Genomic DNA, 24,283 nt, shown 5'->3' with positions numbered 1-24,283 from the left:
CGGTTGGTGTCCAATCCGTAATCCAATGAAAAAAGGTCTTCCCGATTTTAGCCAGGTTGTTGCCGGGGGAAACGGTATTGCCTACGCTCCGTATCAGGGCATTGGCGATGTCTCCGTGATTCCGCTGACGCTGCAAGTTGCCCCCCAGGGCAACGGAAAACCGGCTTTTTACCTGGAATTAATCCGGGGCATCACTCCCTTTGCCCTGCCCAAACCACATGGGATGATTGATCTTCGATTGGAAGTCGGTTCGGTCGAAACCGCATTTCTGGAAACGGTTCGGGCCGCGTGGCCGGAGCGGGCGATGGTACAACCAATGTTCAATCAGGGCTTTTTCCGGTTCCGGTCGCTGTCGGATCGTCTCGACAGCGCTGCGGACGATCTGCTGGCTCCGGTGCCGATGGGCGGAATGCTGTTGTCGCGGTTGCGGTACACGCGGCTGCTGTCGCTGGAGGCCCTTTCGGCCATCAAGCAGGCTCTGCAACAAGAGCTTTTGGTGCTGGATGCCTTCGCGGAACTGGAAGTGAAAGGGGTCGCACCCCGGCTACCGGTAACCGTGGAGTTCGACCCCGCCGATCTGATCCGGGCGCTGGAAACGCTGCTGAACGCAGAGCGAAAAATGCCCGTTAGGCGGCTGGCTGATTTTTTCGCCCAGGACCGTTCGGCGTTTCCGTTCCTGTCGATCCAGGCGGATGAACCGTATACGGAAAAGGAATTTGGCATTACGCTGTCTGACTGGATTCTGGCCCGGTTTGGAACGTTTACCCCGTCGCCCGACGATGATCCGCAACCGTATTGGTACCTGCCGGAATCCGGCGAGGAGGGAACGTTTCGCTGGCAGCTCTCGGAACCGCTGGAAACGTCCCGGATTCTGACGTTTCAGTTTGATGCGCTGGCCGAAGCCCGCAAACTGGTGCAGACGGCCGGGTTGAACACGATCTATTCCGAGCGTGTGATTCCGCCCCTGCAAACGGGTTTTCTGCGGGTTTTGGTGACGCACGAACTGCCCGAGCTACCCGAAAGTGTGCTTCAGATTGGGGTACGGTTTCAGGCCCCACCGAATCCGCCCCACCGGGTGCAGGCCATCAACAAAACCGTCATTTTTACGCCCGGAAAAAGCAGTGAAGTGGCCGAATTGCAGTTTTCGCCCGCCGAACCGCAGCAGTATGCGTATGCTCCTTTCGTGGTGTTTCGAACCGCCACTGGCTCGCAGGAGCTAACCGGCGAACCCCGGCAGTCGTCGGAGCAGCACGTGCGGATTCACGATTTGCCGGTCAATCTGCTAGCCATTGAAGCCGCCACGGACTTGCTGAATGAAGCGACCTTACACGGTTTGTACCAATGGGAGGTCGCGGGTGAACCCAAATCAGTCGCGTTCAATTTATCCGCCAGCCAGCCGCAAACAACGCTGGTAGTACCCGCCGGGGGCAGCACGTTGGCAAAATGCGTGGTAGAAGCCGTATCCATTGATTCGGATGCGCGTGTGCGGACGGAGTTTTACCCCACCGGCCGCCTGCGCCTGGATCGGTTTTCGTTTGCTGGTTACGGCCCGCACAGCGTTGAATTTGTCGGGCCGTTAACGGAGGAAGATTCGCTGATTGTGGTGCACTGCCTGCCGGAAAACGAACCGCTGGATGGCGCAAACCCCAGTGTGCTGACGCTGACGGCGGACCGACCCCAAAAAACCTGGACCTGGTTCGCCGAAAGCCTGTTCCACCCGGGATTTTGTTACCGGGTTCTGAACGCAGACGGGAAGGAACTGCTGCCGTGGTCGGAAATTCAGTCACCATTTGTAGGAACTGTTCGTGTTGATCCACCCCAAAAAGATTCAGAAGATATGTCCGACGGTAATCAGCTTTTTGATGGCTTGCGCTACTTTAAAAATCCCGACGAGGAAAACGCCTATTACTACCTTCCGGAGCAGCCCAAACCGCAGACCGGGGCCGACGGAAAACCGACTTTGTCGCTGATGGTGCTGGGCGGTACCGGCTTTTTGCAACTCGGAACGGTTTGGGAAGCCGATCCGGTGACGCTGGAGGAACTGCGGAGCCACATTGCCAATGAGCACAACGAAGCGACCACTTCGATTCGGTTAAACTTTGCGCCGGTGGAAGTCGAAAAGGTGGAGGTGGTGGTGCAAACCGGCTCGGAAGAAAAAGTCCTGGCGAGTTCCGGTTCATCGGGGTACCCGCCCTTTTCAGCCATATTCAATGCCTCAGTTGCCCAGGATGACCAGAATGCCGTTGTGGCGGCTCTGCACCAGCAGAAGGGCATGTTGCGGGTTGATTATCAAACCGTTCAGGAGGCCTTGGAATCGGTAAAGGTGACGATCCGGGGGGCAATTCCGACCGTCGGAGCCAGCCTGTCGGAGTTGTCATCATTACCGCGTTGCCGGGAGTGGGTGGTGGCCGCCATTGCGTCGGGGAAGCTGGAAAGGGAAAAAACCGGCAGCAAGAAAGCATCCGGCGAACTTTGGCGAGCCGCCGAAGAGGAAGCCCTGGACGCAGCGGCTGAGCAAGTTTTCCGGTACGCCAAAGGAACGGTTTTTCAGGCGGACGAAACCCGGATAAATGTTGTTGCTGAGAAATCAGAAACGGTATCAAATTCCGCTATTTTCACAACCGACGTAAGTACCTGGTTCTCCGGAAACGACGGCGATTCCCACATTCGGATTGGCGGCTAGACCCCGTTAATCTCCTTTCACGCGTGCTTTAAAACCATTAGGTAGCCATTCTTTGGTTACCAGAAACTCACCCAAATCAGATCGGAATTTAAGTAAAATGAGCCGGAATCCTAGGCAGGTTCCGGGTAGGGGAGCCGCTGCTCCAACGGCCCTGAAGGAACGGTTTTTACGCCTGTAGTGGGCAGATAGTCAGTTCAATGTGCATTTTATTTTTCAGTTTCATAATCCCTTTTCATCAAATCTTTTTCACTTAAAATTTAAAACGCAATGATCAAGTTTGAACCTTACGACACGGTAGAAGGAATCGTAGTGCACCGCGATGATGTCGATTTTAGCACCTTTTACCTGCTGCCTCCTCAACAGCCCAGCATCCAGGTCGATGACAACGGTAACCCGCTTTTTAAATTCATAAAGTATAAGTTACCCATCGACCGTCCGGATGGCCGGAAAGGGGGTGGATACGTGGCCTTTAGTGTCAGCTTTACCACACCCCCCGCCAAGGTTGAAGCCATCAAGGTAAAACTCCAGGAACGCGTCAACCAGGAAGCCGCCCAGCGAGGCATTAACCCGGCCCCGCCCGTGAAGATTGCGCCGATTAATTACACCGCCGGAACGTCGCGCATCAACATCACCAACGAGAATAATCTGTTTGTCGAGAAGGTGTTTGATGCCGGAAAACCGTCGCTGTACGGCAACAACGTGGCCGCGTACAGCCTGGAACTGACGCCCGAGGGTGCTACCTTTTTCGAGTCGGCTCTGCAGGGAAAAGGGGGGAGCGTTGTGGTGGTGTACGAGCTGACGTTTGAGGCCAAACTCCCGCCGTTGCAGGCCATCGCGACGTTCAACTCCAGCGCCTTCTATAGCTTCGTTCAGGACATTAACGTGGAAGAACGGCTTTGCAGCGAAGACGACTACAAGGAAACCCTGACCGAAATTATGCGCCGATCGGAGTCGCAGGATGTTAAAATCATCAAGGGCAGCTCCAAAGTCGATCCCAAAACGCTCGACGAAGTAAGAAGCTGGGCGCAGCAGGCCCTGACCAGCGCGGTAGAACGTCTGATGATCCAGGCCCTGCCGGTTGAGAATCCGGAAGAAGCCCGGAAATGGTACAAGGAAGAAGACATCGAAAACGTCCGGCGGGAGGTGATGCGGCATCAGGTTTCAACGTTTTCGTTTAAGTATACCGAAGACATGATTGTGGAGAAGCCCATTGCTCCGCAGGGACCGGTGCTAAACATCACCAACATGGTGGACAAAGACGGCAATCCAATCAAATGGGAAGATTACTCCCAGACCATTGATCTGAACGATCCGTTCTTCCAGCAGGTCAACGTCTCGGTGCAGGTGAACGCTCCCTTTGACACGTTGCCGATCAACAGCGTTGAAGTCCGGTTGAAATACAACGGTTTACCGATGGATGTCATTGGCAGCGAGATTAACGGCGAATTCCGGTTTACGAAAGCCGATCAGGTGGCCCGCTTCGGCAGTTTTCGGGTGGAGGGCCAGAATACCTACAGCTACAGCTACCAGGTGAACTTCAAAGGTGCGGCCCGGGCGTTCCAGTCGGAGGAAAAAGTAATGGACATTTCGGAAGGCATCCTGCAGGTGAACGTAGACGACACCGGTATTTTGCTGGTGGATGTGGCACCCGGCGATCTGAACTTCGATCAGGTGAAACAGGTACAGGTTGTGCTGAAATACCAGGATCAGCAGAATAATGTCGATCTGATCGAGCAGCAGTACATGATGACGCCCACGGAGCGGACTTTCCAGTTCCTGAACGTGATCTACGCCAAACGGTCGCAGCCCTTCCGCTACCAGTGCAAGTACTTCATGAAAGATGGCAAGGAGTTTCAGATGGACCTGAAGGAAAGCAACACCAAACGGCTTTACATCAACGATCCGTTCAGCAATACCAAACGCATCGGCGTCCGGGCGGCTGGTGATCTGGAAACCGAAATCGCCAACATTTTTGTGGACCTCAAGTACGTCGACGAGAAAAACCAGTATACCCAGGAGACTTCTCTGGCCCTGAGCAAAACGCAGCCGTTCTTCGACTGGTCCTTTCCGGTTATCGACGAAAACATCGGTAAGGTTGTCTACAGCGGCAGCATCGTTTACAAAGACGGAACAATTGAGCCCATTCCGGAAACCGAAACCACGTCCAGCACCCCGCTGATCGGGGAGGATATTCAGGACCGGCTGAGCATCTTCATCACCGCCGAAGCCCTGAATTTCAGCCAGGTGAAACTGGTCAGCCTACAAATGAAATACGCCGATCCGATCAACAACATCCTGGAGCGCAAAGCGTTCGTGTTCTCCAACGCCCGTCCGAAAGACCAGCTCTGGAACCTCAAACTGAAGGACAAAACCGTGATCAATTACGAATGGGCGGCCACGTACATTATGAACGATGATACGCAGAAACTGGTCGGGCCCATTACTACCGACAGCATGAACCTGCTGTTGACCAGTCCGGCTTAACCACCCTGGAGTCGGGCAACCGGATGAACCCGGCTGCCCGTCTGCTCCTCACTCAACTCTCGTATCCAGACTCCCTTACTCTCATGCTTTACCTAGAAGCTCCCTTCGAAGTCATTGAAGGCATATCCATTTTTAGTGACCATGCCGACCCGTTGCAGTTTTATTACATGCCGTTGATGCCTCATTTTACCACCATCGAGGACCCGGCGTTAGGCGTAAAAATTCCTCAACTTCAATTGATTAAGTACAAAGGCGACGCCGGAAACGGCGGCTTTCTGAATTTCGACGTCAACCTGGGGATCGACCCGGAATTGTTGAAAACCATTGCCCGAAAGTTACGCACAAAAAACAACCTGACTGCCGAACCGCGCGTGGTGCCGGTGCCGCTCATCGACGGCACCGTTAAGTTAACGCTGCTGGATCGGGAAACGGGCGATACCCCGCCCGAAGATTCGGAAACGGGTCCCCGGTTTGTCGAGAAAATCAGCCACTACGCCAAGCCGTCGCTGTACGGCGACAACCAGGCGGCTTTTTCGGTAGCCCTCGATCAGAACGGTGTAACGGTACTGGAGAAAGCGATGCAGGGCGAGATGTCGCCCATTGGGGTGGTGTATTCGCTGGACTATCTGGCCCTGCGCCCGGCCTATTCGGTGCGGGTGTCGGCGGACTGGGATCGGGTGCAGCACCATTTGCAGGATTCGTTCGGAACCAATTTTCTGATTTTCTCCTCCGAGATCGACAAGGTCGTCGATGAACTGATTGAGTCGCAGGCCATCAAACTGGAGATTGACAGCTTCATTCCGCCGGGCGACGATGCCGCCGAATTGCTGGGACGACTGGACCGCGCCATCAACGAGGTGAAAGATATGGTGCTGGAAAACTTCTTCGAACCGTCTGTGCAACCGATCACGGGGGAGGAGGAAGAAGACGGGTGGGACAAAGCCGCCGGTTTTGCGGAGCGAATTGCCCTGATGCACGCGCGGGGCGGACTCCAACCGGCTTTCACGATGAAGAAGGCCGACATTACCCGGATTGACCGAAAGCGGCTGGATGTCAACATGACGGAACGAACCACCGTCGTGCGCAGCATTTACCCGCAGGGGCACTTGCAGGGGTTGTTTCAACTGCTCCGGGACGGTGGCGTAGACATGAGCCGGTTTGTGGTGGCGGTCGATCTGGACGATCCCTGGTTCCGCGAACGGCGGGTGAACGCCATCGCCCGCGCCAACTTTACTACGGATAACGTCGAGTCCGTCAACGTCCGGCTGGAGTACGAGGGGGAAGCGCAGAACGCCATTCTCGACGCGGCCAACCCCCAGAAGACGTTAAAATGGAACAGCGAACTGGCCAACGGCGCCGAGATCAAAGCCGTAAAAGCCAGTTACAAAGTGTCTTTCAAAAACGTCGACGCGTCCGAACGGCCCGTGAGTCTGTCGTCGCCGGAGGTGGTGATTGATACCGAGAATTACGAAATCCGACCGCACGAACTTTACAGCTTGGTGCCGGTTTCGATCATCGCGCTGGATTTTCCGTGGACCGTCTACCCGCACGTCGAGGTGCAGGTCCGGTATACCGATGCCGCCCACCAGATCAACATCAACGAAACGTTTTTGCTGAACCAGCAGAAAACGTCGGATATCTGGAACCTCTTTGCGCTGGACCCCGCCCGCCGGAGTTTTCAATACAAATTGATTTTCCGGTCGGCCGACCACCGCGACGTCGAACGGCCGTGGGCGGAAAACGATACCGAGAAAATCATCATCCGCGACCCGTACCCCATCAAACGCAGACTCCAGGTAGTACCCGCCTTCAACTGGACCGAAGTTGAAAATGTGTTTGTGGATGTAACCTACGAAGACCAGGCCAACAGCATCCGGGAGGACCAGTCGGTCAATTTCAATCCGAACGCCAAAGACGTCAAGACGGTCGAGGTCAAGCAGTTTGTCAATCCCGAACACCGGTTTATGACCTACAAAACCACGATCATTTCCAAAGACGGGACCGTCCGGGAAACGCCTTCGTCGGTGACGCTCTCGGAGCGGGCCATCATTACGCCCCAAATGCGGGGGCATAAAATTCTGTCCATCCTGCCGGAAGCCGTGCCGTTTGCCGACCGGGGCATCAAAGAATTGACCGTGCTGGTGAAGTACGAAGATGCCCAGGCCGGACTGATTTTTGCCGACAGCTTCCGGTTTGTCTCCCACCAGGACCGCCCCCGGTATTTCGAGTATGACTACGCCGATCCGAACAACACGGGTTGTCAGTACCAGATCACTTACCTGCATACCAATGGCTTACAACGCGTCACCGACTGGAAAACATCGGATGAAGATACGCTGACGGTTGCGACGGCCTAGGAATGTTTAGATCACACCGAAAAAAACGTTAGAAAATGCTGGAAATTGGAAATAAGACCATAACCGTCGATGGCATCACGGTATTTGCCGATCATGCCGACCCGAATCAATTCTGGTACCTGCCGAATCCCGTACAACTGGCCCGCCGACCGCAGGACAACCAGGCCGCCTTTACGTTCATCAAGTACGGCGATGTGGAAGGCGAAAACATCATTGGCCGGGGATTTTTCATGTTTGAAGTGAACCTGCGGCTGACGCCCGATCTGGAGCGCAAGATTCTGTCCCGCCTGTCGTCCATTGCGCCGGACAGCCCCCGGTTGGCCGCGGTTCCGTTTGACGAAGGAACCGTCGAGTGCATTGCCCTGGATTTGCAGGGTGGGGGCGGAACCGTCGCCCAGGTCACCGATCAGGGAACGTTTCGGGCTGTTGAAACCATCCTGGGCGCTTCGGTGCCGTCCCTGCACGGTGATAATTCGGCGGCTTTCAGCCTGACACTCAGTCAGGAAGGCGCTACCATTCTGGATAGTGTGTTTAAAGAAAAGGGAACGCCGATTGGCGTCGTGTATTCGCTGAAATACAGCGGTTTGCGACCGGCTCTCCAGGTGGAAATCAAAGCGAATCTAAAGCGGGTCTACGACCACTTCAGCGCCAACCTCGAAGCGCAGTATTACTTTATCCGGGCGGGAATCGAAGCGGGATTTGAGAAGTTGAAACAGGATGGCGTCATCAAAATCAACGTCATCAATTTCTCAACGGCCGCCGATCGGCAGACCAAGGAAGACTGGGCGCTGAACTTCTTTAAGGATATGCTCCTGAACGACTGGTTTAAACCGACTCTTACCCCCGGCCAACTGGCGGGCGGGTTGGCCCAAGCCGAAAACCTGGACGCCGTTCGCACCCGGGCCGATAAACTCCGCCCCCCCCAGACCCCCACACCGCCCCAACCGCCCAGCGGCACGACCCCGGGCGGAGGGACTCCCGGCGGAACAAATCCGGGTGGAGGCACCCCCGGCGGAGGCACTCCAGGTGGTGGAACGCCCCCCGGTGGCGGTACCCCGGGTGGCGGTACCCCAGGTGGCGGAACGCCGGGCGGGGGCACACCGACCCCACCGGCAACGCCACCCGTTACCACGCCGGTTGATCGGGGATCGGGCGCGCCGGAGCAACCCGTACGCGTGACGAATCCGCCCGTTACCACGAATCCGGCTGCGGCTCCCACCGCCACGACGGCCATGCCGCCCCAATCGAGCCCGGCGGTCCCGGTTCAACAGGCGGGGTTGAATTTTACGCCCAGTACGGCACCCAGTCCGGCCAATATCCAGGTCGACTCGGCGGTGGTGTCGTTTAAGCTGAAATTTATTAAGCAGATCGAAGACAAGGAATTAACCTTTCAGTTTAACCGGTCGGACGCCGTTCAGCGGACGTACGCTCCGCAGGGCTTTTTCGGACTGCTGGCGCAGGATTTGTCCAAGGAAGGCCACTTTTTTGAAGTGGATGGCGATGATCCGTTCTTCCGGGAATTCCGGGTTTCCATCGAAACGCCCTTTGACAAAAAGCGGATTGGGCTGGCGTCGGCCCACGTTAAGCTCATGTACGGAACTGCCGGTACGCCCGAGCGGAAAATCAAAGACTTCGTGATTGATGAAGCCAGTCCGGAAAAGCTGGACTGGCTTGTGAAGATGACGCCCGGCATTCTGGAATACAGCCAGCAGATTCAGTTTCATTTTGATCCGGATGCGGACTGGACGGGCGAGCAGCAAAGTTACGAGTTGCCGGAGAAAATGACGGAAGACCGCACGCTGCTTATCCACCCGTTTGATTACCTGGGTTTTCTGGAAATTGACGTATCGCCGAGTCTGGTGGACTGGGCCGTGGTTTCGTCCGTTGATGTGCACCTTTCTTATACCTCGCCGACGGGCTGGAATCCGAAGGAGACGTTTTCGTTTGCCCAGGACCGCAGTGCTGTTCAGACCTGGAAACTGCGTTTGAGCGACCCCGAAGCCCGGGCCTTTACCTACCACTGCGAATACCGGCTCAAAGACGGTTCGGTGCGAACGATGGACCCCGTTACCGGCGAAACCACCAAAATTGCCGTTCCCAATCCCTTCTTCGTCATTACCGTTGATTTCGTGCCGCTGTTTGACCCCAACACCGTTCGGATGGTGTTCATCGACATTGAATACGACGATCCGGACAACGAATTGCAGGTTCGGGAGCGGTTGCGCCTGACGACCGAAACCGAACCGGTGAAATTCCGGCTGAACGTCGAAGACCCCAAAAAGCGCACCTTCCGGTACCGGTTCACGTTCGTCGGCAAGGACAATTCACTCCAGATGGGAGAGTTTGTGGAAACCAGTGAAACCCTCATCGGCGTGGTCGGTGCCTAAACAGCAATTACAACTATGACAAAGCGAGCATTAGTCGTTGGTATCAATAATTACACCATCCAGAGCCAGCACGATCAGAATTTATACGGCCTGAGCTGGCCTACCCTACAGGGGTGCGTGCGCGACGCCGACAGTGTATACCACCTGTTTATCGAAGCGTTTGGGTTTGAACGTGAGAACGTGATTCTGCTGAAGGATGCCCAGGCCACCCGCCGGAACATTCTCAGCGCCTTGACGTACCTGCATGCCAACTCGGCGGCTGGCGACGTGATTGCCTTTTTCTACGCGGGCCACGGCGGGCTGCTACCGGCCACTACGGATGCGAACAACAACCGCTTTTACGAGTCGATTATCCCGTATGAGGGCGACTGGATTTACGATTTTCAGTTGGATGCCATCGCCACGGCGGCCGGTTTCAATCCCCACAACGTCAATTTTACCCTGATCATGGATTCATGCCATTCGGGTGGTTTGCATACGGCGGATTCCATTGTTCACGGCACACCGCGCACGGTGCCGTTCCGGCCCGACATTGCCGCCAACATCAAGCACATGCAAACCTATTGGCCGTTTGGCGTCTGTTTGCCCAGCGGTTCGAACGAATTGTTTCCCAACGTCAGCAACCCCGTGATTGAAAATGGGCAGCTGGTCGATCTCGACATTGACCCGAACAAGACGCTGATTGCTTCGGCCAAAGCAACGCTGGTTGCTGCCTGCCGGTATGACGAAACGGCGGGCGAAAATTCCAGCCACGGTTACCTGACTCAGGCTCTGCTGGATACCGTCGACAGTTGCCCGTACCGGATCACGTACCAAAGCCTGATCGAACGGCTGGTGGCGCGGGTGCAGACACTGTCGGGCAATACCCAGACGCCCCAACTGCTCGGCCAGCTTGGCCGCTCGGGAGAGAATTTTCTGGACGGGTGGACGACCTCGATACCGGACTAACACATCAGTTAACCTTAATGCAAGACTAAGAAATGGCTAAACGAGCAGTGGTAGTTGGTATTGACAACTACCTGATATTCGATCCTTCGGGCAACAACAACCTGTTTAATTGCGTAAACAGCGCCCGGAGTATGTACCACCTTCTGAAAGACGTGTTTGGCTTTACGGAAATCTATTATTATGAGGACCTCCAAGCTACCCGGAGCCGCATCCTGCTGGCGTTGCGGCACGTTCTCTCGATTTCGGAAGCCGGTGACTCGGTTTGTTTTTACTACGCCGGACACGGCACCCGGCAGCGGGCCGATTTTTCCCAGCCCGACTGTGATCTGTACTACGAAGCACTCGTTCCCGCAGCGGAGGGCGTCATCACCGACCGCGATCTGTCGGATCTGACGGCAAATCTGTACCCGGATGCGGTCAATTTTACCGTCATCACCGACTCTTGTTTTTCGGGCGGGTTGCACGTGGCGGACACTACCGTCAAATGCCCGTCGTTACCGCTGGCAACCGATCTGCTGGAAGCCATCAGCACTTTTATGAAAACGCTGATTCCCTGCGGCCTCTGCCTGACGTCGCCCGGTGAGATGAGCAACAACGTATCGAACGTTCGGGTAACGTCGGACCATACCATCGATCTGGATCCGGACCTGGACAAGACGCTGGTGGCGTCCTGCAAATCTACGCTGCTGTCGTCGTGCCGGTTTGACGAAGTATCGTGGATCACGGCGAAGTACAACCACATGATTTTCACCCAGAGTTTGCTGGAGCTGGTCAACCAGAGCAATTTTGAGGCTAGCTACCACGCTGTCGCGGATCAGGTCCGGCAGAAGGTGGCCCAGAAGATTACTTCGGATATTCTGCCGGGCCACCCCGGTATCACGCAGACCCCGCAATTGTTTGGGCAGCGCAACCGGATGGAAGAAAACTGGCTGGCGGGCTGGACGTTTACGCCCGCCAATCCCTGATTTAGGGTTGGTTGGTTAAAATCGCGGTCGGGTAAAGTTGCGGTTTACAGCCGGTTGGTGTAGGTTCGCACCGGCGAATTGGCCGGAAGAGTTTTCGGCAACCAAACCTACACAGATCGTTGATGAAAAAATACGGATTTGCCTTTCTGATCGGAGCGTTGCTGCTGGCGGGGTGCCAGCAGAATACCGACCAAACGCCCTGCGACCCGACGCCGGTGAACCTTAAAGCACCGCAGGCGGAGGTGGCCGCGCTGAAACAATACCTGGATTCAAACCGGATTGCCGCCACGGCCGACGAGCGTGGTTTTTACTACACGATTCAGTCGCCCGGCTCGGGTACCAAACCCACCGTTTGCTCCAACGTGACCGTCAACTACAAAGGTCAGTTGACCAACGGCGAGGAGTTTGACAGTGGCAACAACGTGAGTTTCGGGTTAAACCAGCTGATCTTCGGCTGGCAGGAGGGTATTCCGCTGATTGCCCCCGGTGGGAGCATCACTCTTTACCTGCCGCCCACGCTGGCGTACGGTGCACAGGCGCAACCCGGCATTCCGGCCAACTCCATTCTGGTCTTTAAAATCGACTTGATTCGGATCAATTAGCGGTTTGGCCGAACCGTGGAGCCGATGGTGCCGTTTCTAACTAATGAGAGCCCGAAAGTAGAAACTTTCGGGCTCCTGTATTACTGGCCAGAAGCCGTTTATTCGCTGACAGTTTCGGTTTGAATCGCTGTGGGCGCGGGCGCCACGGGTAATTTTACCGCGACTTTCTTAACTTTCGGCGCTTTTCCGGTGGTTTTCTTCTGCGCCTTTTCTTTTTTCTTTTCTTCTTTGTGGTAGACCTTCACTAATTTCGTCGCCAGCTTCTCGGCCGACTTCTCAATTACTTTTTTTACTTTTTTCGACACCTCGCCCGCTTCGCTGATTTTAGCTTCCACGGAGTTGGTAATGTCGGTGATCAGTGCCTTTTTTTTGGCTTTCATATAGGAGATTGATTAGGTGCAACAGAGATACAACTCAAAGACCGTGCAGGGGTTTTATAAATTAGACGGCCCCGCCGTTATTTGGCCGAAGCCGCCGATTTCTCCGTGATCCGGAACGCCGTCGAGCCGGTGAAGGTGCGGCCGTAGGCGTCCTTAGCTCGGACTTCGACCTTGTGCTCGCCAACGGGCAGATTACCACTCAGACGCGCCCTCCACAGGTGTTTGGACTGAACCGGTGCCGACGGTTTGCTGCCCGCGAGCGGCTGTTCGGCCGAATCCCAGCGGTACCGCACGCCCAGCATGGTGGGGTCGGCTTCCTCCACCCGCAGCATCGGTTTCCAGTTTCCTTCGCCAATCCGGTATTCCAGCGAGTCGCGGTGGCTGCCCTGGAAGAAGTTGGCGTACAGATCGTTTTTACCCACCTGCCCTTTTTCAATGGCTTTCGGAGCATACAAGCCAATCTTGTAGGTTTCGGGCTGCCCGGCAATGCGGTAGTCGAAGGCGTACTGATTGCCGTTGAACGTCAGAAACAGGTAGCCCTTGGGTGTGCCGTCGCGCATGGTAGAAACCGGAACGCCCTGCGCGTTGTTCTCGCCGGAATACCAGTCGCCCGAGGTTGTACCGACGTTGTATTCGTGGTGGGGTGTTTCGCGGGCCAGACCGTCGGCCTTGCCGTGGAAATAATGCTGCTGAATGTGCGTATGGGCCGAAAGCGATAGGGTATAGGGAAAATCCTTCAGCAGGTCGAAAAGCCGTTGGCGGTCGGCCTTGCGGAATGATTCGCCGTCGCCCTCGCTAAACAGGGGGATGTGGTGGCACAACACCACCAGCTGATCTTTCGGAACGTGCTTCAAATCATTTTCGATGAATGCCAGCTGATCCGCACGCAGACCGCCCTGGTAGCCAGCCCCGTCGCGCGGATCGGGGGAGAGGATGTCGTCCAGAACAATGAAATGGACTTTTCCCTGCGTAAAGGCGTAGTTGTTGGGGCCGTACATGGCCTCGAAACTCTCGTCCGACAGACTATCCTGTTTGGCGTCGTGGTTCATGTCGTGGTTGCCCATCACCTGAAACCAGGGCAGGTTCAGTTTCCGGATGACATCGTTGTAGGCGCTGAAGAGGGGTGGATTGTCACCCACCAGATCGCCCAGACTGATGCCAAACCGAAACTTGTCTGTTTTGCCCTGCAACTCGGAAACCACCCCGCGGTCGAAGTAGCCAACCTGATCGGTGTTGTACACCTGCGGGTCGCCGAAGACCAGAATCTGGTACTGATCCGGTTCTTCCTGTTTCGTCAGGCCAAAATCAACCGACTTAGGCAGCGGCCCCGTCGGCGAAACACCCGCAAATTTGGCCTGGGGCGATCCCTGCGGTTTGTGGCGGTAAAAAAACTGCGGCAGGTTCTGGGAGTTGACCGGCAATTTGTAACCACTGGGTTTAATCACGAACAGAATCTGATCGTTCCCCGCCGGGAGTTCATAGCGGCCTTTGGCGTCGGTCAGCACCACTTCGCGTCCGTTCGAAACCGCCACTTGCGCCAGACCCGCTTCCTGACGGTCTTTCTTCCCGTTGCCGTTGCGGTCCTCAAAAACAAATCCCTGCGCTACCTGGGCCCGGAGTGAACCCGCGCCAATGACCAGCGAGCCCAGCAGGCATAAACGGAAGGAATGAACAAAGCCCATAATGTATAAAAGTTGTATGGATGAATGAAAAGAGAAAGCTGAAATACGATGGTAACTACCGGCCTGCCGGGTCGATTCCGGCCAGCAGCGAGCCGTTGGCCGGACTAAATGCCGCTCGGCAGACGGAGCACAGCGGTTTTTTCATACGGATAAAGACGGGCAGACGCATTGAAAAGCAAACCTACAGTTCCTATGTTACCCCTGTGTAATCCTTCCTCCCCCGGTTGTTAAGTTACTGTGAAATTAAAGGAGTAAAAATAAGGTTGACGACCGGAATCAGTGAAAAAACAAAATCCCACCGAAAGGCGGGATTTGTCGGAGTATGAGAAGGATACTGGTTTTTGAATGCTTAGAAATTATACCGGGCCCCCAATTGAATCTGGTAGGGGTTGCCCGACGGTGCCACAATCCCGGCGGTGTTGACCCGGTAGTTAAACCGTTGCGCTGCCTGATCGAAACCGGGTACTGTGGCCGACGTCGCCAGTGCGTACAGCGCCTGGTTGCCCAGCGATTCGTTGACGCCCCAGCTTCTTTTCAGCAGGTTGGCGAAGTTGAAGACATCCGCCGATACTTCCAGGTTGTGGTTTTTATACAGCCGGAACTTCTTGCTGGCCCGCACGTCGAACACGCCGTAGAAGCCGTTGATACCACCGTTGCGTTCGGCGATCCGGCCCGAGTATTTCTGAATGTAATCCTTGATGCTCTGGCTGGCATTCGGGTTGTCGAGAACCGCCTGTAACCCCGTTCTGACGCCCGCCGGAACGCTTTCGTTGGTGCGATCGAAGATGAACGCCAGGTCGTTGGTGCCCGAAACAAAGTCGGCGTTGCTGTTGACGCCGGACAGTAACGAATACCGGGTGCCGCCGATTCCGGAGTACCGAACGCCAACCGTAATACCGTAGAAGCTGGGCAGCGTACCGTAGAAGACAACTTTACTGCGGAAGTGGTTGTCTGAATACGTCATGCGGCTCAGGTTGCGCGGATCATCTTTCACGGGCAGCGACAGGGTGGCGGTGTTGGCCACGTTTCCGTTAAATGATGTGTTGTCGCGGGTGTCGTTCCAGGTATAGCTGAGTGAAAGCTCGCCGTCCTTGAAGTACTGGTAGGTGGCGTCGGCGACTACCGCAAACTGGTTTACTTTGCCTTCGCTGTTTAGTTCCAGAACCCGGCCCAGCCGTCTGCTGATCCGGCCCTGGAGCCAGTCGCCCGCGCCGTTGGTGGGCATGGTGCTGAGTGGTACGTAAACTCCGCGGTTGTCTTCGTTTGCCAGACGGAAGAACGGCTCGGCCACCATGTTACGATCCACGTACATGTAGTTGTTACGGCCCAGCGTCGCGAATCCGGCAATACCCACTTTTAACCGATCGGTCAGGAAGCGGCTGTACGACAGGTTCATTTTGTACATCACCGGCACGCGCGCATCGTTGCCCGTCATGTTGATGGTCGGCAGCTGATAGGCGTCCAGCGACGGAATGCTGTTGTAGTTGTTGCGGTAAGCCGCAAAATCCGGCGTCGGTACAATTGGGTTGCGGACATCGACTGTGGCCAGGTGTTTTCCGTCAAACGTGAGGTTGTTGATGATCACGTAGTTGTTGATGTCAGAGGCAAAAATACCGGCCCCGAAGCGGATAAAGTCCGTGTGCCGTTCGTTCACATCCCAGTTGAGTTGCAGACGCGGCTGCGCCACAAAAGACTTCAGCTTGTTGTTGGTGCGCAGTCCCAGATCTTCGAACACCACTTCGTTGAGCGAGGTTGACGGGTAGTGGGCGTAGTCGAACCGCAAACCGGCGGTCATGTCCAGGCCCGGCGCCAGTCGCGTGCTCATCTGGCCATACAGACCGGCGTTCAGGTAGCTGCCCCGCACCGTCGGGTCGGCCACGAGCGGCACCTCGCGGTAATACCGGTAAGGCTGCAACTGCTCGAATTTTTCCAGCGACGACATGCTGCCGTCGCCGATAAAATGGAAGCGGCCGTTTACCTCGCTACCGTACAATGACTTGGCGTGCGTGTACATCACGTCCAGACCAAACGTATACTGAATCTTGTCGGTGTTGTAGTACAGGTTATTCACCAGTTGCAGTACGTTGTTGGTAAAGCCTTCCTGCGCAAAGCGGTGACCGCCCATCTGGATGCTGGTTGCGCGGGTGGCTCCGTCACTCAACGTGGAAGAAATGTTCTCTACGATGGCGCGGGGAATGTTGGCCCCCGGTAGCTGATCACCCGGGCTACTTTTCTGGTAGGTGTACAGGTGTTGCAGTTTCAGTTCGTTCGTTATCCGCGGGTTTACCGTCGTCCGTAACGTTGCCAGTAGGCTGTTATCCCTGTTGTAGTCGTTTCCGTACGACTCGTAAATGTTAATCGCCGTGTTGTCGGCCAGGCCCAGCTTGTTGCGGTCGCTGGTGAAGTTGTTCCGAACCGTCAGCAGGTTGTTGGAGTTAATCTGCCAGTCGATCCGGGCGAAAGCCGCATCCGATCCGCGGGTTTTGTCGAACGTACCGTACTGGGGCGTGTTGGCAACGCCGTACTTGCTGCGGGCGATGCTAACGAAGCGGTCCAGGGTTGTACGGGTAACGTTAAACCGGTTCTCGTCCGCCTGCGACTGCACGTCGGCAATGATCAGCGGGCGGGCGTCGCGCTGGTGATCCCACACCACGAAGAAGTGTAGTTTGTCTTTGATAATGGGGCCGCCCAGCGAAAAGCCGTACTGGTAGGTGGAAAAGTCGTTCGTGCGCCGGTTGCCGCGGATGTCGTAGGGGCTCGACAACCAGCCCGTCCGGGTGTAGTTGAAGGCGCTCCCGCTCAATTTGTTGGTACCGGCTTTGGTGACGGCGCTCACCGTACCTCCTCCGCTGCGTCCGAAGGTTACGTCATACTGGTTGGTAACAACCTTGAACTCCCGAACGGCTTCGATGGAAATCGAATAAGGGGCCCCGCTGCGGCTGGTGGTTGCTCCGGCCGAGGTAGGGTTTTTGGCGCTCATCCCGTCGATGGTGTAGTTAGTCGAGGAACCCAACTGGCCGGAGATATTACCGCCCCGGCTCAGGGGGGAGAGGTCCATCAGTGATGTGAAGTTCCGACCGTTGACCGGCAGTGTGGCAATGGAGCGGGCCGAAACGGCGGTGGCCGCGCCCAGGTCTTCCGTCTTGTTTTTTAACCCCGACGCTACCACCTGCACCACCTCCAGGGATTGGGCGTCTTCCTGCATGCTCAGGCTCAGGCGGACGGCGTCGCCCTGGTTGAGCAGGTAGCCGGTTCGTTTCTGTTCGCCGTAGCCAATAAAAGTCGTCCGGACGGTGTAAGGTCCGCCCAGCGGCAATTCCTTAAACGAGTATTCGCCCTGCGCGTTGGTGACGGTTCCGGTCGTAAAACCGGTCGATTCGTTCCGAACCTGAACGGTGGCGCCGGGTAGGGGAGCTTTCTGATTATCGGTAATGACCCCGGCGATGGAAGCCTGGGTGGTTTGAGCCGCTACTTTGTCAAAACCAAGACAAATCAGCAGCAACCCCAGAAGGGTAGAAAGTAGATACTTATTCATGCAATAGGCGATAAAATTTTGTCGCTGCAAAGAGAGCGTGTCTACTTTACCTAACTGTTACCTGATCATTACGAATTTATAAACATCCGGCTGACACCCCCGCCGGACCCGGTACAGGGAAGCGGGGGGCAGAAGGCCGCTGGACGTTTTTTGAAACGCCCTTGCGCCAATAAAAACCCGCATCTATCTTTACTTACGAAACCCTACCAGACGGTTTCCACGTTCGCGTGCTGTTAATATCCTTTCCCATTTGTCCATGAACGAGCTGACCAATTCTGTGGAGCGTGATATGATTGTGGAGAACGAACGGCTCCGGTTTGCCCTGCAAGCGGCCGGGGTAGGCACCTGGGATTTTAATCTGGTCACCAGTCAGGCAGAATGGTCGGGAATTTGTAAGCAATTGTTTGGGCTGGCACCGGATGCGGAGGTGTCGGCGGCCATCCTGATGTCGCAGGTTCATATTGACGACCGGGAGCGGGTACAAAAGGCCAACGCTCTGGCACTCAACCCACTCAACTACAAGGAACACAATATCATTTTCCGGACGCTGAATCAGGAGGGAACACTCCGGTGGGTTCAGGCTCGCGGGAAAACCATCCGGGATGAGCAGGGGCGGCTGACGCGTTTCAGTGGTATTGTGCAGGACGTCACGCAGACGATAGTGGCGCAGGAAAAACTGGAAGAAAGCGAATTGTTCTCGCAAAACGTATTTTTTAACTCGCCGGTCGCCAAAGTCGTTCTGGTCGGAACGGACTTCCAGATTCGAACGATCAACGAGAAAATGCTTGAAATTCTGGGCTGTGACGCGTCCGTAATTGGCCGACCGTACGCCGAATTTTTGCCCGGATCGGTGTCGGCTTCGTTGCTGGATCAGCTCCGGCAGGTGCTCGAAACGGGGGAAACCTCTTACCGGCCGGAAGAAAAAGTGACATCTCTCCGCTGCGGTCAGCCTTTTACCGGCTACTACAATTATACGTATAAAGCCCTGTATAACACGGCGGGTGGGATTTACGGCATTATGGTAACGGCCACGGATGTCACCCAGCAGGTGCTGGTCCGCCAGCAACTCGAAGAAGCCCAGGAATCGCTTCGGAGCGCCATCGAGCTGGCTGAGCTGGGTACCTGGAGCTTCAACCCAACTACCGGCCAGACGCAGTACTCCGACCGGCTGCACGGCTGGTTTGGCGTTGATAATGAGAATAATCGGAACTCGGCTTTTGACCCGGTTCACGAAAAGGACCAGGCGCGAATTCAGACCGCTATCGCCCGCGCCCTGACGCCTGAGTCGGGTGGAATGTACCGGGCCGAATACACGGTTGTTAACCAGCATACGGGGCAGGAGCGGATTCTGCACAGCCAGGGCCGAACCTACTTTAATGAGCAGGGGAAGCCCATTCGCCTAGTGGGCATGTCGCAGGATGTTACCCAGCAACGCCAGCTTCAGCAGGAATTGGCTTTTCAGGTGGAACAACGCACCCAGGCGTTGTTGGAAGCCAAAAACAACCTGCAAAGCATCATGGACAGCGCCCCCATGGCGATTATGTTCTTTTCACCCCTTCGGGAAGCCGGGCGCATTGTGGATTTTGTGTGGGTCAACCTGAACAAGACCGCGGAGGAGTTGTACCACCGATCAGCCGAGGAACTGATCGGGCGTCGTATGCTCGAAGTGGCGCCTTACGTAGAATCGATGGCGTTATTTGATCGCTACGTTGACGTCGTGAAAACAGGCGTTGCCTTCCATACCGAGATGGAACTCAAAGAGTCCAGCATTCAGGGGTGGTTCGCCATTACGGCCGTCCGGCGCGAGGATGGCCTGACGCTGACCGCGCTGGATATTTCCGAGCGGAAACGGGCCGAATTGCAGGTCAAAGCCACGCTGGCCGACCTGCAACGCAGCAATGCGAATCTAGAGCAGTTTGCGTACGTAGCTTCGCACGATTTGCAGGAGCCGCTGCGCAAGATTCAGGCGTTTGGGGACGTGCTGATGGCCCAATACGGACCTCAGTTGGCGGGCGGTGTTGATTACCTCCAGCGCATGCAGTCGGCAGCCAACCGGCTGTCGGTGCTCATCAAAGATCTGCTGGCTTTTTCACGCATCTCAACCCAACGCGAATTAAATGCCTGGGTTCCGCTCAACGATGTCATCCAAACGGTGCTGCTCGATCTGGAAGTGGGCATCAGCGAAACGAATGCGCAAATCGAAGTGGCTCAGTTGCCCATCATTCGGGGGGATGCCTCGCTGATCGGGCAGCTCTTTATGAACCTGTTCAGCAACGCCATCAAGTTTCGACAGGCCGACACCGCGCCCCGGATTCAGGTAACCTGCCGAACCCTGGCGAGTGGTCAGTTGCCCGCTAGCGTCAGGCCAACCCGGCTAACGGCGCAGTATTATCGCATTCAGGTTGCCGACAACGGGATCGGGTTCGAGCAGAAATACGCCGAGCGAATTTTCCAGGTATTTCAGCGACTACACGGCAAGAGCCAGTACGCCGGTACGGGAATCGGACTGGCCATTTGTGCCCGAGTGGTCGCCAATCACGGTGGCGCCATCACGGCCACCAGCCAACCGGGTCGGGGTGCTACGTTTGAAATCTACCTGCCCGTGTCGGAGCCGGCAGCCAGTGCCGACTCGTAAATTTTCCGGCAACCAGAGCGGTATCAGGCCGTTCGCTCATTCGAAAATAAAGTATCCAGCAGTTGGGTCAGTGACGTCAGATCAACCGGTTTAATCAGGTGGCCGTCGAAACCGGCTTCCTGGGCTTTTCGTTTGTCATCTTCCTGACCATACCCCGTCAGGGCGACAATCACCATCTCTTTTCCCCAGTCGTGCTGACGAATCTGCCGACACGTCTCGTATCCATCCATTTCGGGCATACCAATATCGAGGATAATCACCTGCGGCTTCACGTTTCCGGCCGCTTCCAGTCCTGCCCGACCTCCATAACGGGTTTGCACCTCGTGGCCCTTCAGTTTCAGCAGCATGGTCAGCGTGGTGGCCGAATCCTGGTTATCATCCACAACTAAAATCCGGTAGCCCGGCGCTTTCGCGGTAGTATTCTTATTTTCCGTATTCATTAACGTTTCTGATTTTTCTACTATTGGCAGCTGGACAATGAACTCACTGCCTTGACCTAATCCAGCACTGGTGGCTTCCACCCGGCCACCGTGCATCTCAACCAATCGCTTAACCAGGGTCAGGCCCATACCCAGGCCGCCCTGTGCGCGGGCCAGAGAGTGATCGACCTGCACAAACAGATCAAAAATAACCGTTACCTGATCGGAGGTTAATCCGATGCCGTTGTCCCGTACGCGCAGGACGGCGTCTGTTCCCGCCTTTTCGAGCGTCAGCCACACCTCTCCGTCCTGCTCAGTATAGCGAACGCCGTTTGTCAACAAGTTGTTTACAACCTGCGTCAGCCGGGTGGTGTCGCCATGGAGATATATCGGGGAAGCGGGCAGGGTGACATGGAGCTGCCGACCGTGGGATTGGTAAAGCGGGCGGATGGTTTCGGCCGCCTGGCTCACCAGCGCCGTTAGGTTCAGGCGCTCCCGATGCAGCTCGATCTTACCCCGGCTAATGCGGCTTACATCAAGCAGATCATCCACGAGCCGCACCAGATGATCGATCTGGCGGTTCATCATTGAAACCAGGCTAGTGACCTCGTCTTCCCGGGCCGTCAATGACAGGATCTGCAGCCCGTTGCGTACCGGAGCCAGCGGATTGCGCAGCTCATGGCCCAGCATGGCCAAAAACTCGTCTTTCCGGCGGTCGGCTTCGCGCAGGGCTTCCATCATCTGCTGGCGTTCGGTCAGATCCCGTGTTACTTTGACGTAACCCAGCAGCTGTCCTGCATTGTTGTAGAGCGGAGACATCACGCCCGAGATGTACAGCCGGGAGCCATCTTTCCGGATATGATACCGTTCATCGGCGGCCCGGCCGTGTCGGCGGGCGGTATCGGTTTCTTTTTGCGGCTCGCCCTTGGCCCGGTCTTCGGGGGTGTAGATGAGCGCGCCCGGCTGCCCAATGGCTTCTTCGGCGGAATAACCAAACAGGTGCTGAGCCCCCGGATTCCAGCCGGTAATGATGTTGCGGATGTCGGTGGTGATGATGCCGTGGTCGGCGATGCTGGACAGAATAAGCTGGAGACTTTCCTGCGACTCGCGCAGGGATTCCTCCGATTGTTTGCGGGTTGTAATGTCGCGGCTGATTTGCGTAAAACCCACGAGCTGCCCGTTCGGGGCGCGGATGGCCGTCGTGATTTCGTTGACCCAAAGCCGTTTTCCGCCTTTTCGAACGCACACGCCTTCGCGCTCGGCCCGGCCGGTTTCGGCTGCCTGGGTCATTTCCTCTTCTATTTTGCCAGCCGTCTGGTCTTCGGGGGTAAAAAAGATGGAAATATGCTGCCCGATGGCTTCTTCGGCGGTGTAGCCTTTCACGCGTTGGGCGCCTTCGGTCCAATCGGTAATGCAGCCCTGGGTATCAATACTGAAAATGGCGTAATCCGGCAGATTCTGGACCAGTGTGCGAAACCGTTCCTCGCTTTCCCGCAAGGCATCCTGCGCCTGCCGGACCTCGGTGATGTCGTGAAAGTAAACCGATAGTCCGCCCATGACCGAGGGAAAGACGCTGACGGCAATCCAGCGGCTAATAATAGGCGAAAAAGTTTCGAAATGGACGGGCTGCCGATCCTTCATCACTTTCAGCTGCATCCGGTAGGCTTCGCTCCCAATTGCCTGCGGAAAGATCTCCCATATCGATTTGCCCAGCAGTTCGTCCCGTTGCCGCCCCCAGGTCAGTTCGGCCTTGTGATTCAGGTATTTAAAAACGAAATTTCGATCAACGGTGAAAAAAATATCGTCAATGCTTTCCAGGATTTCACGCGTTAGGCTATGCGCCTGGCTTAGGGCTTCTTCGGCCCGGATGCGGGCGTCGACGTTGATCACCACGCCGTGCATCCGGAGCGGCTGACCCGTATCGTTGCGCTGAACCTGCGCCCGTGACTCCACCCATAGGTAGGCACCGGAAGCTGTCAGGTTTCGAAAGGTCACCGTCAACTCGCCGTTGCCCACAATGGCGGTCAGGATGGCTCCGCGCACCCGCTCCTGGTCATCGGGATGGATGGCGTTGATGACCGTGCTCGGGTCACCCCATTCCGGTGGAAAATCCGTATAGCCCAACACGGACGGGGCGGCTTCCGAAAACCAGACTGTTCGTCGGACCAGATCAACTTCCCAGGCATACAATTGAGAAGCCTGGGCCGCCAGGCGAAATCGCTCCTCGGAACTGCGCAGGGCGGCTTCGGTCTGTTTAAGGGCGGTAATATCAATGTGCGCCCCGATCAGACGAACGGGTTTTCCGGCCGGGTCGCGCTCAATGGCCAGTTTGGCATTCAGCCAACGTTCCTGCCCGTCGATGGGCCGGATGATGCGGTATTCGTTCTCGTACCTATCGTCGGTGCCGGCCAGTGCGTCTTTCAGGACACGCTCAGCCCGTTCGCGGTCGTCCGGATGAAGCCGTTGCAGCCAGTCGGCATGTGTTTCATAAACCGTATCGGGTAATAAACCGTGGAGGTTACGGTATTCCGGCGACCGCCCGCCTGTCGATTCTTCGATACCATCACCTACCGTAACGTCGATACCGGCGATTCCACCAATTCGCTGCACGCGCGCCAGTTCCTCTTCGCGTTTGCGCAGTTTATCTTCCGTTTGTCTGCGGGGCGGAACATCCATGAGCAGACACAGCCATTTTTTTACCGAGCCATCCGGATTCAGAATGGGTGTAGCCCGCAGGTTGGTCCAGCGCCAGTTGCCATCCGGGTGGGCTAATCGGAACTCGGCATTGACGGGGGTGTGTTGCTGAACGGCTTCCTGCCATTGTTGCCCGGCGTAATCGCGATCGTCGGGGTGAAGAGCTTTCTGCCAGCCCTCATTCAGCCATTCCCCGACGGTCTGGCCGGTGTAAGCCCGCCAGCTGGGGGAATCAGTCACGATCATTCCTTCGGCATTGGTTTCCCAGTATGCCTGCGTGAAAGATCCCATCAGGGTGCTGAGTTCCTCACCCGACGGCATATCATCCGCAGCCCGCTTGGCGAAGGAGTGGGAAGATAAATCGCCCTGATGTTCAGCATAAATTGCCATAATATGTAGTCGACAAAGCTGGCAGCCAATCTTACGCTCAGGAAAAACCGTCACCTGGGGTGCTAAGTATCAGAACCACCTAAATATGGTAAAGTTTCTAATAAGAGAATACGGTCCGGGCG

Annotated in this window: 12 protein-coding genes; 8 read left to right on the top strand and 4 right to left on the bottom strand. The window is 56.0% G+C overall.

The features are described 5' to 3' along the window. Nucleotides 1-25 precede the first annotated feature (25 nt). The 7 genes from OQ371_RS00215 (at nt 26) to OQ371_RS00185 (ending at nt 12,426) form a co-directional block, all read left to right on the top strand. Nucleotides 26-2,683, top strand: coding sequence for a hypothetical protein (locus OQ371_RS00215; RefSeq protein ID WP_265991541.1), 2,658 nt, complete (start codon nt 26-28; stop codon nt 2,681-2,683). Between the two features lie 267 nt (nt 2,684-2,950). Next, the gene (locus OQ371_RS00210; RefSeq protein WP_265991539.1) at nt 2,951-5,167 is read left to right on the top strand and encodes a hypothetical protein; all 2,217 of its coding nucleotides are present in this window, start codon (nt 2,951-2,953) and stop codon (nt 5,165-5,167) included. A gap of 83 nt (nt 5,168-5,250) precedes the next feature. Beyond that, a complete protein-coding gene (locus OQ371_RS00205) occupies nt 5,251-7,524 on the top strand; it encodes a hypothetical protein (RefSeq protein WP_265991537.1) in 2,274 nt (757 codons plus the stop codon). A 35-nt stretch (nt 7,525-7,559) separates the two neighbouring features. Beyond that, the gene (locus OQ371_RS00200; RefSeq protein ID WP_265991535.1) at nt 7,560-9,911 is read left to right on the top strand and encodes a hypothetical protein; all 2,352 of its coding nucleotides are present in this window, start codon (nt 7,560-7,562) and stop codon (nt 9,909-9,911) included. Between the two features lie 15 nt (nt 9,912-9,926). After that, complete coding sequence (locus tag OQ371_RS00195) at nt 9,927-10,859, top strand: caspase family protein (RefSeq protein WP_265991533.1); 933 nt, start codon at nt 9,927-9,929, stop codon at nt 10,857-10,859. A 32-nt stretch (nt 10,860-10,891) separates the two neighbouring features. Then, nucleotides 10,892-11,824 (top strand): caspase family protein, encoded by a 933-nt coding sequence (locus OQ371_RS00190; RefSeq protein WP_265991531.1) that lies wholly within the window; start codon nt 10,892-10,894, stop codon nt 11,822-11,824. A 122-nt stretch (nt 11,825-11,946) separates the two neighbouring features. Continuing rightward, nucleotides 11,947-12,426, top strand: a complete 480-nt coding sequence (locus tag OQ371_RS00185; protein WP_265991530.1) for an FKBP-type peptidyl-prolyl cis-trans isomerase — start codon at nt 11,947-11,949, stop codon at nt 12,424-12,426. A gap of 98 nt (nt 12,427-12,524) precedes the next feature. Here OQ371_RS00185 and OQ371_RS00180 read toward each other — a convergent pair whose 3' ends face one another. The 3 genes from OQ371_RS00180 to OQ371_RS00170 all read right to left on the bottom strand — a co-directional run bounded on the left by OQ371_RS00180 (nt 12,525) and on the right by OQ371_RS00170 (nt 18,023). Next, nucleotides 12,525-12,806, bottom strand: coding sequence for a hypothetical protein (locus tag OQ371_RS00180; RefSeq protein WP_265991528.1), 282 nt, complete (start codon nt 12,804-12,806; stop codon nt 12,525-12,527). 77 nt (nt 12,807-12,883) lie between these two features. Further along, entirely contained in the window at nt 12,884-14,488 is a 1,605-nt protein-coding gene (locus tag OQ371_RS00175) for a calcineurin-like phosphoesterase C-terminal domain-containing protein (RefSeq protein WP_265991526.1), read from the bottom strand. A gap of 349 nt (nt 14,489-14,837) precedes the next feature. Continuing rightward, nucleotides 14,838-18,023, bottom strand: coding sequence for a TonB-dependent receptor (locus OQ371_RS00170; RefSeq protein ID WP_265991525.1), 3,186 nt, complete (start codon nt 18,021-18,023; stop codon nt 14,838-14,840). Between the two features lie 256 nt (nt 18,024-18,279). Between OQ371_RS00170 and OQ371_RS00165 the strand changes: the two genes are divergently transcribed. Next, entirely contained in the window at nt 18,280-20,658 is a 2,379-nt protein-coding gene (locus tag OQ371_RS00165; RefSeq protein ID WP_265991524.1) for a PAS domain-containing sensor histidine kinase, read from the top strand. Nucleotides 20,659-20,681: 23 nt separating this feature from the next. Here the strand turns inward: OQ371_RS00165 and OQ371_RS00160 are convergent, their stop codons facing one another. Then, complete coding sequence (locus OQ371_RS00160) at nt 20,682-24,161, bottom strand: PAS domain-containing hybrid sensor histidine kinase/response regulator (protein WP_265991522.1); 3,480 nt, start codon at nt 24,159-24,161, stop codon at nt 20,682-20,684. Nucleotides 24,162-24,283: the final 122 nt, after the last annotated feature.

The organism is Larkinella insperata, from assembly GCF_026248825.1.
In the GTDB taxonomy this organism is placed as follows: domain Bacteria; phylum Bacteroidota; class Bacteroidia; order Cytophagales; family Spirosomataceae; genus Larkinella; species Larkinella insperata.
This window is presented reverse-complemented; position numbering and strand designations above follow the sequence as displayed.